Source organism: Streptomyces sp. NPDC051172 (genome assembly GCF_040682555.1).
Taxonomy (GTDB): Bacteria; Actinomycetota; Actinomycetes; order Streptomycetales; family Streptomycetaceae; genus Streptomyces.
Window position 1 is genome coordinate 48,918 of the sequence record NZ_JBFBBE010000019.1, and the last position, 16,232, is coordinate 65,149.

General features: G+C 72.3%; 13 protein-coding genes and 2 pseudogenes. 3 read left to right on the forward strand and 12 right to left on the reverse strand.

The genetic code is table 11. The features are described 5' to 3' along the window. Positions 1-51: 51 nt before the first annotated feature. The 8 genes and pseudogenes from AB0N07_RS14295 to AB0N07_RS14330 form a co-directional block, all read right to left on the reverse strand. Positions 52-186, reverse strand: a complete 135-nt coding sequence (locus tag AB0N07_RS14295) for a hypothetical protein (protein ID WP_266963465.1) — start codon at positions 184-186, stop codon at positions 52-54. Between the two features lie 189 nt (positions 187-375). Beyond that, positions 376-1,065, reverse strand: coding sequence for a DUF4232 domain-containing protein (locus tag AB0N07_RS14300; RefSeq protein ID WP_365834690.1), 690 nt, complete (start codon positions 1,063-1,065; stop codon positions 376-378). 191 nt (positions 1,066-1,256) lie between these two features. Further along, positions 1,257-2,858 carry an MFS transporter gene (locus tag AB0N07_RS14305; protein WP_365834692.1) on the reverse strand — a complete coding sequence of 534 codons (1,602 nt, stop codon included), beginning with the start codon at positions 2,856-2,858 and terminating at the stop codon, positions 1,257-1,259. 156 nt (positions 2,859-3,014) lie between these two features. Beyond that, the gene (locus tag AB0N07_RS14310) at positions 3,015-3,797 is read right to left on the reverse strand and encodes a PaaX family transcriptional regulator C-terminal domain-containing protein (RefSeq protein ID WP_365834816.1); all 783 of its coding nucleotides are present in this window, start codon (positions 3,795-3,797) and stop codon (positions 3,015-3,017) included. A 104-nt stretch (positions 3,798-3,901) separates the two neighbouring features. Continuing rightward, positions 3,902-5,136, reverse strand: a pseudogene (locus AB0N07_RS14315) (VWA-like domain-containing protein). After that, positions 5,133-6,383 carry a MoxR family ATPase gene (locus AB0N07_RS14320; RefSeq protein ID WP_365834694.1) on the reverse strand — a complete coding sequence of 417 codons (1,251 nt, stop codon included), beginning with the start codon at positions 6,381-6,383 and terminating at the stop codon, positions 5,133-5,135. The pseudogene AB0N07_RS14315 and the gene AB0N07_RS14320 overlap by 4 nt, the downstream one beginning before the upstream one ends. 58 nt (positions 6,384-6,441) lie before the next feature. Beyond that, positions 6,442-7,860: a hypothetical protein gene (locus AB0N07_RS14325; protein WP_365834696.1), complete on the reverse strand. Its 1,419-nt coding sequence runs from the start codon at positions 7,858-7,860 to the stop codon at positions 6,442-6,444. A 52-nt stretch (positions 7,861-7,912) separates the two neighbouring features. After that, positions 7,913-8,551, reverse strand: a complete 639-nt coding sequence (locus AB0N07_RS14330) for a hypothetical protein (protein ID WP_365834698.1) — start codon at positions 8,549-8,551, stop codon at positions 7,913-7,915. A 66-nt stretch (positions 8,552-8,617) separates the two neighbouring features. Between AB0N07_RS14330 and AB0N07_RS14335 the strand changes: the two are divergent. The 3 genes and pseudogenes from AB0N07_RS14335 (at position 8,618) to AB0N07_RS14345 (ending at position 12,001) form a co-directional block, all read left to right on the forward strand. Further along, positions 8,618-9,362 (forward strand): annotated as a pseudogene (locus tag AB0N07_RS14335) (IclR family transcriptional regulator). A 73-nt stretch (positions 9,363-9,435) separates the two neighbouring features. Then, positions 9,436-10,641 (forward strand): cysteine desulfurase-like protein, encoded by a 1,206-nt coding sequence (locus AB0N07_RS14340; protein ID WP_365834700.1) that lies wholly within the window; start codon positions 9,436-9,438, stop codon positions 10,639-10,641. Between the two features lie 451 nt (positions 10,642-11,092). Then, positions 11,093-12,001, forward strand: coding sequence for a TIGR01777 family oxidoreductase (locus AB0N07_RS14345; RefSeq protein WP_365834702.1), 909 nt, complete (start codon positions 11,093-11,095; stop codon positions 11,999-12,001). A gap of 8 nt (positions 12,002-12,009) precedes the next feature. Here the strand turns inward: AB0N07_RS14345 and AB0N07_RS14350 are convergent, their stop codons facing one another. The 4 genes from AB0N07_RS14350 to AB0N07_RS14365 form a co-directional block, all read right to left on the reverse strand. Next, positions 12,010-12,810: a transglutaminase domain-containing protein gene (locus tag AB0N07_RS14350; protein WP_365834704.1), complete on the reverse strand. Its 801-nt coding sequence runs from the start codon at positions 12,808-12,810 to the stop codon at positions 12,010-12,012. Between the two features lie 183 nt (positions 12,811-12,993). Continuing rightward, positions 12,994-14,016: a TolB-like translocation protein gene (locus tag AB0N07_RS14355; RefSeq protein WP_365834706.1), complete on the reverse strand. Its 1,023-nt coding sequence runs from the start codon at positions 14,014-14,016 to the stop codon at positions 12,994-12,996. Beyond that, entirely contained in the window at positions 14,013-15,296 is a 1,284-nt protein-coding gene (locus AB0N07_RS14360) for an MFS transporter (protein WP_365834708.1), read from the reverse strand. The genes AB0N07_RS14355 and AB0N07_RS14360 overlap by 4 nt, the downstream gene beginning before the upstream one ends. Before the next feature lie 5 nt (positions 15,297-15,301). Beyond that, a complete protein-coding gene (locus AB0N07_RS14365; protein ID WP_365834710.1) occupies positions 15,302-16,192 on the reverse strand; it encodes an alkaline phosphatase family protein in 891 nt (296 codons plus the stop codon). Between the last annotated feature and the right edge of the window lie 40 nt (positions 16,193-16,232).

Sequence of the window (16,232 nt, forward strand, 5' to 3'; positions counted from 1 at the left end):
CGGGGTGGCGCAAAAGGAGGCGCCCCTTGCCTCACCGGCAGGGCTCCTCCCTCACTGCGGGCCGAAGTCCGACGGATCCCAGTCGTGGCTGCTCGATGCCTGCGGTGCCTGGTCCTGCATCTGCTCCGCGGCCACACGGGCCTCGGCCACGACGTCACCGCGCTCACGCAGCAGGCTCTCGTACACCGGTAGATGATCGTTTCCGGGCGGGTTCGGTATCACAGTCTGGTCCTTCTCCGTGGTGATCTGGTCGTGCGGGCCGGCCGGTCACGGATGCCGTGACCGACCAGCCAATAAATCAGGACAGGCGGACCGAATTGAGGAGAAGGAGAACGTCTTCGGTGTCCATGGTGAAAATGTCCTGTGGGCCCAGGGCTACGCGGCTGCCACGGCAGTGGCGGTCACCGTGTTGTCGCACTCCGCGAAGACGCCGTCGTCCAGTGCGACCTGGTGCGCCCCGGAGCCCGGCAGACCGACCACCAGCGTCGGGTAGGCGACCGGCTTCGCGCCGGACTTGCAGTAGCCGTCCGCCTCGCCCTGGACCTGGACGAAGGTCAGCTTCAGCCAGGCCTTGGCGCCCGGTGCCAGCTTGACCGGAGTGGCGGAGCCGGACGGCGTCACCTTCAGCGGTGCGTTGTGCTCGGGGGAGCCGTTGCCCGCGCCGGCCACGGTGGGGTGGCCCTGCAGGATGCACGGCTTGGCGGAGACATTGGTGAACTCGACCACCGCCGCTCCGGTTCCGGTGCCCGCCGGGCGGACGGCGGCCTGGTGCGCCGTCACCTTCAGGGCGGTTGCCGCGCAGGTCTTCACGGCCGTACCCGTGGAACCGGACCCGGATATGGGGGAAGCCTTCGCGGTCGGAGCCTTCGACGTGGGCGCGTGGGAGGGTTCCTGGGTCGTCGTGCCCGGGGTGGTGGTGGAAGCGGACGGCGCGCTGCTCGGCGCCTTCGACGACGTTTCGGCCGCCGCCTTGGAGCCGTCGGCCTGACACGCGGTCACCGACAGTGCGGCCAGAAGGGCGGCGATCGCCGGCGCGGCCTTGCGGATGCCGTTCACGTACTGCATGGAGTCCCCCGAGTTCGGATGGTGCGGGACCGGTCCTTCGCCGGCGCCCGACCATGGAGACATGACTGCCTCACCGGGGGTTTCGCCTGTGGGTCAGCTGTGACACGTGTGGATCTTCTGTGACACTACGGTGACGAGGCGGCGCCGGTCAGGTGGACCGGCGCCGTCTCGCACAGGGATCCCACAGATGGTCAGGCGGCCGCGGGCTCCTCCTCCGCGATGCCCACGGTCGCGTCCGTGTCGCCCTTCCCGCGCAGCGCGATCACGCTGAGGAGGCAGCAGGCCAGGGCCGAGAGGCCGCAGAGCACATAGCCGATGGCGTACCCGTTGCCGAGGGCTTCCAGAGCGAGCGGGACCGCGCCGCCCGGGGGGGAGGACGGCGGTACGGAGTTGGAGGCGAGTGGTCCGCCCTCCGCCGCCACCTGTCCGGCGGCCGCCTTGACCTCGGCGGACAGATGGGAGGAGGCCAGCTTCGAGGTGAACTCGTCCGCCGCACGGCTCAGTGCGATCGCGCCGATGACCGCCGGACCGAGCGTGAAGCCGAAGTCGCGCAGCAGGCTGGTCGATGCGCTGGCCATGCCCGCGTAGTGGACCTCCACCGTGTTGACGGCCGTCGACGTGATCGAGGAGACCGTCAGCGCGAAGCCGACACCGACCAGGCCGATGGGGAGGATGAGAGAGGTCAGGGCGCGGTCGTGGACCGAGAGGGTGGCGGCGATGAAGTCTCCAGTGGCCATCAGCCCGAGACCGGCGCCGAGCACCCAGCGCGGGCTGACCTTCTCCAGCAGCCGGGAGATCAGCGGCATCAGCAGCAGCGTCCAGGCGTTGAGGAGAATGAACGCGAACGAGCCGCGCAGCGGGCTCTGGTGCTGGATCGGGCCCAGCCGGATGCTGGTCGCGTAGGCGGTGCCGAGGTAGCTGAACATGCCGACCACCGCGACGAACGACGCCACCGCGAACGCCCGGTTCTTGAACAGGTCCAGCCTCAACAGGGGGGAGGCGGCCCGGCTTTCGGCCACGATGAACAGGCCGATGAACACCGCGGCGACCACGTACGCGATCACCACCGGCGTCGCTGTCCAGCCGTCCGCCGGGCCCTGGATCACCGCGTAGAGCAGGGCGAACATGCCGATGCCGATGGTGATCTGCCCGGCCAGGTCGAGTGAACGGCCTTGCGGGGCGCTGGAGTTGTGCGCGAGCAGCTGGCTGAGCACGGTGCTGACCAGGGCGAGTCCCGTCACGACGATGAACGCCCAGCGCCAGGAGCCGTAGTTGCCGGTGATGCCGCCCAGGACGGGGGCGACGAAACCGCCGCTGGACAGGGCCGCCGCCCAGATCGTGATGGTGCGGGCACGGTCCTTGGCCGAGTGGGTGCCCGCGGCGATCATCGCGAGCGACGTCGGGAACAGTGCCGCCGCACCGAGGCCGGCGATGGCCTGGCCCACCCAGAGCATGTGGATGCCGGTGCTGGCGGCGGCGAGTGCCTCGCCGACCACCAGCAGCGCACCGCCGCCGACCAGCAGCCGCTTGCGGCCGAAGAGGTCGCCGAGGACGCCGAAGGTCAGCTCCAGTACGGAGACGGGCAGCAGGAACGCGTCCGAGATCCAGGTCAGCTGCGAACCGACGGGATGCAGGTCCTCCTGGAAGAGCCCGTTCAGCGTGGCCGGCATGGCCAGGGCGATCTGTGCCAGACAGACCGCGAAGCAGCCGGCGATCAGGGTGCCGACGGGCAGGCCGCCGGATGGTTGCGAGGCGGCGGTGGTGCTGGTTTGGGTGCGCGTTTCGGTGGACACGAGTGCTCCCCTTTGAGCGGCTGGGCGGCTTCGAGCGATGCGGGGACGCCGAGAACGCGACGAATGTAGGGCAGTTTTTCGACGGCGGTCAATAGATTGCCCAGTAACGATGGGCGTGGCTGCGCCTGGCGGGTGCCACCGGATGTCCGGGCGGTGTTACGGGACGGCCACCCGGATCAGGTCCAGAGCGCTCGCGGCCTCCTGACGGGCCGGCGCCTCGCAGCGGCGCGCCAGCTCGTGGAACCGCTCCTCCGCGCGGGCCGCCGGCCAGTCCTCGGGCAGGTGCTCGGCCGGCAGATGGGGATCCTGGCGGACCTGGTCCAGCCAGTCGGTGTGCAGCAGCAGCTGCCGCACGAGGGCGTCCGCCGGCTCGTCGGCGTCCGTGCTCCAGCGGGCCAGGAACGCCTCGTATCCCTTGGCGACGGACTCCACGTCGAACGCCGTGTGCAGGATCGTCCGGGCGTCGGTCGGGGCGACGGCCGTGGCTCCCTGGAAGACGCGCAGATACGGATCGAGGTCCAGCCCGGCGACGATCTCGGGCACGTCCACCGTGCCGGGCGCCACCCACAGGCCGTTCTGCAGCGGGCCGAAACCGCTCCACAGCAGCCGGGAACGCAGGTCGTGCCGCTCGCGACGCCACGCTTCAGGGAGGGAGAAGCCCACCAGGGTCCAGGTGCCGTCCCAGGTGAGGTTGACCGCGCCGGTGCACCAGATCCGGTCGTGGCCGTCCTGCAGCACGCGGGTGGCGCGGGGCGTCGGGCCGAAGTACGTCTTACGGCCGCGCCGATGCCGTTCCAGCAGTCCGCGCTTGACCATGCGGGTCAGCGTCGACCGTACGGCGTCCTCGGTGATCCCGGCCTGCCCGAACACATCGATCAGACTGCTCGCCGACAGGGCGACGTCCCGGCCCAGGGCGTGAATGCCGAAGAAGCTCAGCATCAGCGACTGCGGCCGGGGTGCGCTGCCCGCCTGGTCCGGCGGATCGAAGCTGGTCACCGGGCAAGGGTAGATCCGGTCCTTTCCATCTCGACGGACAGGGCCGCCTACCCGATGTCGACCACCCGGGCCCAGGCGGGCGGCGCGTCCGGCACATGCTCGGGATCCTCCTCGTCCCAGCTCGCGCCGTGCCGGGGAAACAGACCCACCACCTCCGGCACGCCGGCCGCGCGTCCGGCCAGGGGGTCTGACCGTCGGTCAGCACCACTACGACATCGGGACGCGGCCGCGTGCGCAGCGCCTTGGCGAAGCCGGTGCGCAGATCCGTACCGCCGCCGCCCATCAGCGGGATGCCCTCGGCCCGGCACAGCGGGTGCGCGACCCGGGCGGCCGCGTCGCACGGCACCACGGTCACCAGGTCGCGGCGACCGCCCACGGCACGGGATATCGCGGCGACCTCCAGGAGTGCGCTGCCCAGTTCGGCGTCACTGACCGACCCGGACGTGTCGATGATCACCGAGACCCGGGGCGGTCTGCGCCGCAGGCTCGGCAGTACGACTCCGGGCAGCGACGCCGAGCGCCGCGCGGGCCGGCCGTAGCTGTAGTCCTCGCCCGCGCCCGACCCGGAGGCCGCGGAACGGACCGCCGCGCCCAGCAACTCCCGCCACGGCTGCGGCGGATGGAACGCCTTCTCCGCCCACCGCCGCCACCCCTCCGGGGCGTTGCCCGGACGGCCCCTGAGCCCCTCCGCCACCCGGAACCGCACCGCGTCCTGTTCCTGCGCGCTCAGGCCGTGCGCGCCGTCCGGACCCAGCTCCCACTCCCGTGCCAGCCCGTCGGCGCCGCTGCCGCAGTCCAGCCAGGCCATGCTCTGTGTCCGCGCGCCGAGCGTGAACTGGCGCAGGTAGTCCTCCATCAGCTGCCCCTCGGACAGCCCCAGGGCCGCCGGCCGCACCGCGCCCCGGGGCCGGACCAGCCCGTCGCCGTAGATGTCGTCGTTGATCTCGCAGTCCGCGGCGATGTTCATCCGCAGCCGTTCTCCGGGGCCGGTCAGCCCCCGCTCCCGGGCGACCCGGTCACTGCGCCCGTGGTGGTCGCGCAGCAGATGCGACACCTCGTGCACCCATACGGCCGCCAGGTCCTCCACCGGCATCCGGTCCACGAACCCCGGCGAGACATAGCACCGCCAGTGCCGGTCGACGCCCATCGTCGGCACCTGCCGCGACTCCACGGTGTGCAGGGCGAACAGCGCGGTCGCCAGGTAGGGGCGGGCACGGGCGGCCTGCAGCCGGGCCGCGAAGAGCTTGTCGAGGTCCAGTGCCCCGGGTTGGTCGGGGCTCATCGGGCGGCCTCCGCGGTCAGGGCGGCTCGGGCCGCCGCCTGGTCCGCCCGCCGGGACACGGACACCGCTCCGGCGAGCTTCTCGATCGACGCCGGTACGTCCCAGTTCTCGCGGCGCAACGTGGCGAGCGTGGCAGCCGGCACGACCACCAGGTCCGGCGCTTCTGTCTCCAGCGCACGGACCAGGAGTGCCCAGGCCGCGTCCCAGCGGGACTTCTCGGGGCGACTGCGGACCGCCGCCACCACACCGTCGAGCACGGCCTGGCGCAGATCACCCCGCTCGGGCAGCTCCGCGTTCGCGGGGTCGGCCAGGAGCACCTCGGGGTCCGGCAGGTCCATCCGGTCCAGACTCGCCAGCAGTTCAAGGCCCGGGCCGTCGCCCACCGTGCCCCGCACCAGCAGGGAGAGCACGTCTCGGGAGGAGCCGGCCGCGGTCGCGAAGGCGATCAGCCGCAGCGTCATCTCCCAGCTCCGGGGCGACGGCCAGGCGCCGCCCCGCCCCATTTCGTTGCCCGGAAGCCGGTGCACGAGTGTGGGCCGTGCGGTGAGCAGCCCGCACACCGCACGGCGGGCGAAGTCCACCGCCTCCGACAGCTTCTCCGGTGAGAGCCGCGGCAGTGTGGCCCGCGGCCAGGTCCCGCCGAGGCCGCGTACGACGACCTCGTGGTCGTGGGTCCACTGGAGGTGCACGAAACGGTTGGCCAGCGGCGGGCTCAGCTCCCAGCCGTCGGCCGCCGAGGACCGCGGATTGGCCGCGGCCACGATCCGCACCCCGGGCGGCAGCTGGAGGGCGCCGATCCGACGCTCCAGCACCAGTCGCAGCAGTGCCGCCTGCACCGCGGGCGGCGCGGTGGACAGCTCGTCCAGGAACAGCAGTCCCCGCCCGGCCCGCACCAGGCGCACCGCCCAGTCCGGCGGGGCCATCGGGACGCCCTGCTCCGCGGGATCGTCCCCGACGACGGGCAGCCCGGAGAAGTCGGACGGCTCGTGCACGCTGGCGATCACCGTGGTCAGCGGCAGGTCGAGGGCCTCGGCGAGCCGGGTCAGGGCCGCGGTCTTGCCGATCCCCGGCTCACCCCACAGCAGCACGGGCAGATCGGCGGCCACGGCCAGCGTCAGGGCCTCGAGCTGCATGTCGGGACGGGGTTCGGTGGTGGCATCGCGCAGCAGGGCCAACAGCTCGTCGGCGACGTCGAGTTGGGAGCCGGGAGGAGTGACGGAGGCAGCGAACGGAGTGTGTGCAGGCATGTGTGTGGTCACCTTTTCGTCGGGGTGAGCCGAGTGAGACGGATGTACGAGGGTGAGGTCAGCGGAAATTCGCGTGGCGCGGGTGGGAGCGGTGGCGAGGAGTGCGGCAGAGGTCCCCGGGGCGATGGCGGGCAGGCCCGCGAGCGGGTCCGGTCAGGCCCTGCCTGAACAGGCCGTAGGTGATCCGCCGCTCCGCGGCAGCCTCCAGCTCGGCCCGTAGCGGTCCGTCGCGCAGCACCGCATCGGGACCGAGCAGGCCCTCCACGACGGCCAGTGCACCGGCGATGTCGCCGTGGTCCAGGCGTTCGCGGACCCCCGTGAGGCAGTCCGGACGACGGTGCGCCTCGTCGATCGCCTGCAGGCAGGGCAGCGGAGTCCCGGTCAGCGCGACCAGCAGCTCCTCCCGCCGGATCTCGGCCGGGTCATGGTCCAGCGGGGCCAGCACCCCGTCCACCAGACCGATCCGGTGCCGAACTCCACGGCACTCCACGAGACGCGGCTGCCCTGCCGGTTCCAGAGCAGGGGGCGGCCCGGCCGGCGAGTGGTCCGGTACGAGGGCGGTGGCGACCAGCGGGTGCAGTCGCTCGGGCGTGATCGCACCGGTGCGCAGGAGTTCCAGATCGGGCGGGACCCAGGTCGCCGCATCGGGCAGCACCCGCAGCGCGGAGCCGTCGCCGTACCCGGACGCGTCGGCGAGTCGCACCGAGGGCGGCCCGGCCTCGGCGCTGCCCGCGGTCAGGTCCAGGACCAGGCGATGCCTGCCCCCGAGCCGCACGAGCACGCAACTGCCGGACCCGCGCCGCCCTTCGGCGCCGAGCAGTATCCCCGCCTCGGCCGCCCACCGGTCGACGGCGCAGCGCCGACCGTCCGGAACCGAGTCGGGCAACTCGCAAGCCGTTGCAGGGCTGTTGTCGTCGCTCGGCCGATCGGCCCCGGACCGTGTCCGCAGCTCATCGGCTCTGCCCGCGTCCCACAGATGGCGGTGCAGGTCGAGACGGAAGCGCCGGCTGGGACGGGGGTGCGGATGACGCCGGGCGGCGGCGTCCGTGTGGGATCCGTCCCACAGCGCGAGGCTGATCCGCTGCCCGGCGTCCGCCCAGGCCGGCGGGGTCCGCACCACCAGGTGCACCGGACCCGGCCCGTCCCGCCCGGCGGTGTCGTACCGGGACAGTGCGATCGTCAGACCAGGGCGCAGCAACCCGTCGGGAGCGATCCTCGGCATGTGCCAGCGCAACAGGTCGGGAGCCAACCGGCGCAGATCGGCCCGTACTCGGGCTGCGAGCTCCCGGCCATGGCTGCGCGCCACGGAACGCAGGTTGAGATCGACATCGAGGCCGGCGGCGGCACACGCTCCCGCCCAGTCGCCGACCAGGCGGCGGGCGGTCGCAGTCTCGATCATGGAGGGCGGCACGGCGAACTCGCGCACGCGCTGCCAGAAGAAAAGGCGGGGATCGCCGTTCGCAGTCTCGGTGAGCATCAGCACTCACCTGGCGCGGACGGGACCCCCAATCTGTCAACAGAATGAGTCGTCATCGCGAGGGATCGTAGCCTTCCCCCTTTCGCTCGGCCAGGGGTTTTCGGATCGGCGAGTTCAGATCGGTGATCATGTCCTCCTGACCGCCGACCAAGCCCCGCCGGCCGACCTCGACACGCAGCGGGTCGCCCCGCTCGGCGAGCGCCGAGGCCAGCCGGACCGCCGCGTTGAGAGGACTGCCCAGGCAGTCGGTGCCAGTGCCCTCGGAGACCGTCTCGCCGCCCCACGTCATGGTCATCGTCACGGTGCGCAGGTCCACGACGGTGCACGCCCGGTCCGGCAGATCCCGGCCGAGCACCAGCGCGACCTCGGCCTCCACCTTGGGCTGCAGCAGCCGCCCGGCGGCCACCTCGCCGCCGTCGCGCACGGCCATGTTCGCGAAGAGGGCGCCGAAGTCCGTCTGGTCCACGCCGAGTTGGGCCTGCGCGGCGGGGGAGGTCAGGCCGATCTTGCGGCCGGCGACCCGTCGTCCGGCGTCCAGTCCGCGCCGTGCGTTCAGCTGCTGCACGGCGCAGGCGGCCGCGACGTCGCCGTCGTCGAACAGGTCACGCACCGGCGGACAGGCGGCCCCGGTAGGGGCGGCCTCCGCCAGTAGGTCGGTGGCCTTGACCACGGCAGGTCGGGCGGACGGCATGCGATACCTCCAGGGGAGCGGTGGGACGACTCCGGTATGGACACCGCCCGCAGGCAGGGACGAAATCTGTTCCGTGACACGGAACGACAATGGCGGCAGCATGCTGAGAAGGCGGCGGTCATCCTGGGATGCTTCAGTCCCGACGGCGGTTCGTTCCGTCTTTCGGGACTCTCCGAGCGGGCGAGGCTGCCCAAGCCCACCGTGCACCGGCTGGCGGCCGACCTCGTCCGGCCGGGCTGGCTGGAGCGGACGGGCCCCATTACCGGCTCGGCGCGAAGCTCTTCGAGCTGGGCTCGCTGGTGCCGCACCGGCTGGACCTGCGCGAGACGGCCCTGCCCTTTCTCCAGGACCTGTTCGAGGCCACCCGCGAGACCGTCCATCTCGGCGTGCGCGAGGGCATGGACGTCGTCCACCTCGAACGCATCCACGGCCACGAGGCCCTCCAGCTGCCCTCCCGCATCGGCGGCGGCCTGCCGCTGAGCTGCACCGCGGTCGGCAAGGCCCTGCCGGCCTTCTCCGGCCCCGAACTGACCGAGGGGGTGCTGTCCCGTCCCCTGCCCAGCCTCACGCCCCACTCGTCACCGACCCGGCGCACGGCCCTGGAGAAGACCCAGGTGTCCGGCCTCGCCTACGAGGAGCAGGAGGCCGCCCCGGGCGTCAGCTGCATCGCCGCCCCGTGTTCGCCGGCGGCACCACGGTCGCCGCCCTCTCGGTGGCCGTGCCCCGCGCCCGCTTCAGCCCGGCCCAGCCGGCTCCCGCCGTACGGACGGCGGCGCTGGGTCTCTCCCGCGTCCTGCGCGCGGGCGGCTGACACTGCCTGTTGCCACGCCCGCCCGCGATCGCGGAGGATCTTTGCCCCGGCCCGGCACTCAACAGGAGCTCTCGTGACGTACGACATCACCGCCATCCGCTCCCGGTTCCCCGCCCTGGCGGCCGGGACGGCGCACTTCGACGGCCCGGGCGGCACCCAGACCCCGCAACCCGTCATCCAGGCCATCGCGGACGCCCTGTCCAACCCCCTGTCGAACCGGGGCCAGGTGGCGCAGGGGGAGCGCAACGCCGACACCATCGTCGTCGGAGCCCGCCGGGCCATGGCCGACCTGCTCGGAGCGGATCCGTCGGGGATCGTCTTCGGCCGCAGTGCCACCCAGCTCACCTACGAGTTCTCCCGCACCCTCGCCAAGACCTGGCAGCCCGGGGACGAGGTGGTCGTCACCCGCCTCGACCACGACGCCAACATCCGCCCCTGGGCCCAGGCCGCCGCGGCGGCCGGCGCCACCGTACGCTGGGCCGACTTCGACCCCGCCACCGGGGAGCTGACCCCTGACGACATCCGCGCCGTCCTCACCGGACGCACCCGGCTGGTCGCCGTCACCGCCGCCTCCAACCTGATCGGCACCCGTCCCGCGATCGCCGAGATCTCCCGCCTGGCGCACGAGGCGGGAGCGCTCAGTTACGTCGACGGCGTCCACTACGCCGCCCACACGCTGGTCGACCTGGAGGCGCTCGGCGCGGACTTCTTCGTCTGCTCCCCGTACAAGTTCCTGGGCCCGCACCACGGAGTCCTCGCCGCCCGGCCGGAGTTGCTGGAGACCCTGTGGCCGGACAAGCTCCTGCCCTCCACCGACGCGGTCCCCGAACGCTTCGAACTGGGCACGCTGCCCTATGAGTTCCTCGCGGGCACCACCGCCGCTGTCGACTTCCTCACCCGCCTCGACCCGAGCGCCACGGGAACCCGCCGACAGCGCCTGGCCGCCGGGTTCGCGGCGCTCGAGGCACACGAACACGGCCTGCGCACACAGATCGACAAGGGACTGTCCTCGCTCGAAGGCATCACGGTCCTCTCCCGGGCGGCCGACCGTACCCCCACCCTGCTGCTGACGTTCGAGGGCCGCTCCACCGCGGACGCCTACCGCTTCCTCGCCGAGCGCGGCGTCCACGCCCCCTCGGGAACCTTCTACGCCATCGAGGCCTCCCGCCGGCTCGGCCTCGGCGACACCGGCGGCCTCCGCATGGGCCTCGCGCCCTACAACAGCACGGAGGACGTCGACCGGCTGCTGGGCGGGCTGTCCGAGTTCCTCGGGCTCTGAGCAGCGGCCGGACGCGCGAAAGTGCCGTCCGAGCCGTGTGGTTGACCACGGCCGTGTTGCACGAGTCGGTCTCGCGGACCGTGGATCTGCCGGCGGGCATCCACACCAACAGCTCCTCACGGTCCCATGACAGGTCCGCCGGACGGACCCGGTCACCCTGATCGGAATCGATATACCGCGAGCCCTGGTGGCGCTGCCCGCGCACCGGACCAGGTTATCGGGCGCCGGATGTCGGGCCGGGAGGGAGTTGGCGCAAGTGTGGACCGTCCGCCGACGACAGCCTCGCTGCCCTCTGCGCATCCTGGTGATCGGCGCGAGGGAGACACGTGGACCTGGGCGGGGCCAGGACCGCCGGGGAGTCCTGGCCCCGCCGTCGCGTCCGGCCAGGTGTATGTTTGAAGAATCAAACTTATAGTTTCGTTGTTCGCTCCCGGATCGAGGCCGGTTTCTCATGCACGTGGTCATCAGTGGTTCCTCAGGGTTGATCGGCGGTGCGCTCGCCGCGTCGCTGCTGGCCGACGGTCACCGTGTGACCCGGCTGGTCCGGCGCGAGCCGCAGACCCGGGCCGACGGAAGCGCCGAGGCGCGGTGGGACCCGCGGGCGGACGCGGTCGCGGTCGATCCGGCGGTGCTCGACGGCGCGGACGCGGTGGTCGGTCTGGCCGGCGCCGGGGTCGGCGACCGCCGGTGGACCGCCGCGTACAAGAAGGTGATCCGCGAGAGCCGGGTGCGCGGCACCGGTGCCCTCGCCGAGGCGATCCGTGGCTGCGAGAAGCCGCCGCCGGTGTTCGTGTCGGGGTCCGCCGTCGGCTACTACGGCGAGACCGGGCAGACCGTGGTGGACGAGTCCGGCGGGCCGGGCCGGGACTTCCTGGCCGGCGTCTGCCAGGAGTGGGAAGCCGCCGCCGACGGCGCCCGGTCCGCCGGGACGCGGGTCGTCACCACCCGATTCGGGATCGTCGTGTCGGGCGGGGGCGGTGCGATGGGCCGCCTGCTGCCGCTGGCCCGGGCGGGGCTCGGTGGGCGGCTGGGCAGCGGCCGCCAGTACTGGAGTTACCTCTCCCTGCCCGACACGGTCCGCGCCCTGCGCCACCTCATCGACACCGAATCGGTCTGCGGTCCGGTCAACATGACCACCCCGCACCCCGCGACCAACCGGGACATCACCGCCGCCATCGGCAGGGCCCTGCACCGCCCCACGGTGCTGCCCGTGCCCGGCTTCGCCCTGCGGCTGGTGCTCGGGGAGTTCGCCGACGGCATCCTGATGAGCCAGCGCGTCGTGCCGGGACGCCTCCTCGGCTCGGGCTTCACCTTCGAGCACCCGACCTTCGAGGCCGCCCTGGGCTCAGCGATCCACTGACGGCGGCCTCAGGCGCCCGCCGCGCGACGACGGCCCAGGACGGGCTCGGCGAACACTCTCGCCGTACGGCAGAGGGTCTGGCCGTGCCGGGCGAAGAGGTCGTCGCGCGAGTCGAAGTGCCCCAGGTCCGCAAGGACATGGGCCGAGAGATCGCACGCGGCACCGTCGGCCGGGCAGAGCGTCACCCCGTCCCAGTCGATCGCCGTCCTGGACAGCGCCTCGAACAGCGTCTCCGCTCCGGCGTTGGTGAAGCCGCCGCCCCGACCGTCGCTCAACTCGTCGAGGCTGCCGAAGAGTTCCGAGACCGTCAGCCAGGGAGCGGCGGCGTGGACGGTCGACGCCCCTGTGCCGAGGCGGAATTCCGGCCATGCCAGGAGAACCTGGTCCGGGACGATCCGGTGCAGCCGCGGGAAGCGCGGATACCAGAAGGCCCCGTCGACCAGCAGCCCGCGCACCCGGGTCGCGACCCCGGACGCCCGCGCCACCGCCTCCAGCACGGCCAGCCGCTGGCTGCACGAACCACGGCCACGGCGCAGCACCTCGGACACGGGCCGCTCGTCCTGCACCGAGTACACCGGCCGCACAGCCGCGGCAATGACCCGGTGGGCCCGGCGCAGGTCCGCTGTCCGGCGGTCGGGTGTCGCGGCCGTCCCCGCGTCCGCTGCCCCGCCGATCTGTTCGAGCAGGGAAGTGACCTGCGGATGCCGCCAGTCGAGGATCCGCGTCGGCGCGGCGCTGCCCTCCGCCGTTCCACCGCCCGCTGTGCCGGCGCGAGAACGGCCTCGTGGCGTGAGAAGCGAGCTCGTCATGACCGTGGTCCTCTCTCCGGCGCCCCCGATGGCCACACGTACGTATCATCACCCATGAATTGAACATGTTCAACTCTGCTGTGGTCGCCGCACCGCGGCACGGTCCCCGACCTGGCCCGCGAACGGGTGGAGCGAGACCTCGACGACCGGGAGGGCGTGCGCCTTGGGACCTGTGAGGGCCCGTCAGCCCAGGTAGGCGGGGGCCACGGCCGAGGTCATCAGCCGGCGGGCCGTGCCGGTGCCGTCGGACGGGACGGTCCACAGGTCGGAGCCGTAGTCGCCGGGGAGGGCGTAGACGAGGGTGGAGTCGTCGGACCACAGGGCCTGGTCGTCGATGTTGCGCTGCTCGGCGGTCGCGGTCTCCTTCATGGTGCGCAGATTGAGGACGTACAGCCGCCAAGGGGCGTCGGGAGAGGCTCCCTCGACGCGCTTCTTGTAGGCGATGCGGGTGCCGTCGGGGGAGAGGGAGGGGCATTCGACGTTGCGGTGCACGGTGGTGAGGGTGCGTGCCGCGACGTCTCCTCGTACGAGGTAGGTCTTGCCGCCGGTCGCCAGCGTGGCGTAGAAGCGGTTGTCGTCGGCGAAGGTGACGCCCCAGACGTTGGTGTCGGCGGCGCGGTAGGTCCGGCCGTCCTCGATGATGCGGAAGGTCTCCAGGTTGTCGTCGGTCTTCCAGGTGCGGGTGTCGACGATGGCCGTGCGGGTGGAGAAGTTCGTACCGGCGTAGGAGTCTCCGCTGACGAAGACCGTCCAGGCCACCATGTGGCCGGAGGGCGAGACGCGGGCCCGGGTGGGGATGCCCGCGGCCGGGAAGCGGTGCCGCTCGCGCAGGTGCGCGTCGAGGACCACCGCCCGGTAGGTGTCCCTGAGCGTGCCGTGCACGGCCTGCAGGCAGATGCCGGTACCTGCCGCCGCGTGGAAGCGCAGGCACTTGACGCCCGAGGCGGTGCGCGGCCCCTGCGGATCGTCGGCGGGCACGGTGGCGATCTCGTCGCGGTGCGGGCCCCAGGCCAGGTTGCGCACCAGCAGCCGACGCCCGGCCGTCGGCCGGAGGGAGACGGTACCCGTGCGCACGGTCGGGCCGTTCGCCTGCTGCTCGTCGCGCATGCCCGAGCGGTGGGCGGCGTAGAGCACCGCCCCGGTGCCGACGCCGCCGAGCAGCAGGACGGCGGCCAGCAGGATCACCAGACGGGTGGTTCGGGTCATGCGGACACCTCGGCGGGGGGCACGTCGGCGGCGGGGCGGAGTACGAACGAGGCCGCCACGGCGCTGACGGCCAGCGCGGCGGCGGTGACGGCGAGCGCGGTGCGACCGCCCCACAGGCTCCAGGCCGCGCCGAAGGCGAGCGAGCAGGCGAACCGGGACAGCGCCTGGCCGGTGCCCACCAGTGCCTGCCCGGCGCCCTGGTGCCGGGCAGGCACGGCTGAGGCGGTGGCGGCCGCGAGGACTCCGTCGGTGGCCGCGTAGAAGGTGCCGTGCAGTACGAGGACGGCGACCACGGCGGGTACGCCGTGCCAGGGGGAGAGCACCAGGCCGTAGCCGAGCAGCAGGACGCCGTGACCGGCCAGGAAGAGCCGTCGCCGGTCGAGCCGGTCGGCGAGTGCGCCGAGCGGGACGGCGAGCAGCAGGAAGACGGCAGCGGTGCCCAGGGGCAGCAGCGGGAACAGGTCGGCGGACAGGTCCCCCTCCCGCTGCAGCAGCAGATACAGGAAGGAGTCGCTGACGGTGGTGAGACCCAGCAGGGCCGCGCACGCGGTGAGCCGGCGCAGCTCCGGGCGGCGCAGCAGGCCCAGTGAGTCGCGCAGGGCGGGCCGGGCCGGTTCGGGCGGTTGCACGGCACCGGCAGGCGTGATGCGGCGGGGTACGAAGAGCACAAGGACCAGGACCCCGAGCACGGCGATGCAGCCGCTGACGGTGAAGACCGCGTCGTAGCCGTCGACGGTGGCCCGCAGCACGGCGAATGCGACCAGCGGGCCGAGCAGTGCGCCGGTGGTGTCCATCGCGCGGTGCACCCCGAACGCCCGCCCCCGGCGCTCGGGTTCGGTGGCCAGCGAGATCATCGCGTCCCGTGGGGCGGTGCGCAGCCCCTTGCCGGTGCGGTCGACCGCGAGCACGGCACTGAGTACGGGAAGCGTGTGGGCGAGCAGCAGCAGCGGCTTGCACAGCGCCGACAGGCCGTAGCCGAGGCCCGCCACGACCTTGTGCCGGCGGCCGCCGCGGTCGGCGAGATGACCGCCGGCCAGCCGGACCAGCGCGCCCACGCCGTTGTTGATGCCGTCGAGGAGGCCGAAGCCGAGCGGGGACAGGCCGAGGCCGGCGACCACGTAGAGCGGCAGCACGGCGGTGACCATCTCCGAGGAGACGTCGGTGATCAGGCTGACCGCACCCAGAGCCAGCACGGTGCCGGGGACGGCGGCCGGCCGCCGCCCCGGTCGGGTGTCCGGGGCGGCGGCGGCCTTGGTGCTGCGGGAGTCCGCGAGATACACGGGCGTCAGTTCCAGATGCCGGAGATGTCGGACGCCGAGGCGGCGTTGCCCGCGTGGGCGCTCAGACCGGCCAGGTCCTCCACGGTGCGCAGCACGTTGTAGTGGTTGTACGTGGTCGAGTCGGAGCTGCCGGGGGCGACGTGCTGCCCGTAGAAGAGGGTCGGGATGCGGTTGCCGGAGAGCTTGTTGTCCTCGTCGAAGGTGACGGCGAGGATGCTGTTGTGCGTCTGGGCCCAGGTGGCGTACGCACCCAGGTTGTTCTTGATCCAGGTGTCGCCCGTGGAGACCGAGCAGTCGTGCATGTCGCTGCACAGGTTCGGTACGACGAAGGAGACGTTCGGCAGGGTCGTGTAGTCGGTCGGGAACTGCGCGAAGGTCATCGCGGTGTTCGTCGGCACGTTGGAGAAGCCGAACCACGGGTTGTGCTTCTGCGCGTAGTTGCCGCTGCTGCAGGTCGTCGAACCCTGGCTGGGCAGCGACTCGTTGTAGCTCTTCCAGGTCTTGCCCGCGGCGATCAGCTCGGAGGCGAGGTTCGGCGCGGAGATGGACCCGACGCTCACACAACTGTCGTCGGTGCGGCCCTGGTTGGAGCCCGAGAAGAGCATGTAGTAGTTCGGCTCACTGGGGTGGGTGAGGCCGTAGGACTGGGTGAGGTTGGCGCCACCCGCCTTGAGGGTGTTGTTGATGTAGGGCGCGCTGGAGCTTCCGATCACCTGCGAGTAGGCGTGGTTCTCCATCACCACGACCACCACGTGGTCGGGGGTGGGGAGAGCGGCTGCCTGAGCGGCTGAGGTCGTTGCGGCCCACACGCCGACCGACGTGGCGGTGAGGGCGACGGCCCCGGCGAGTGCGGTGAGGGGGCGACTGGTGCGCTTGGAAGCCTTTACGGCGGTCATGACTGTCCTCCGGACAGAAGTGACGGGCACGTGCGGGGGG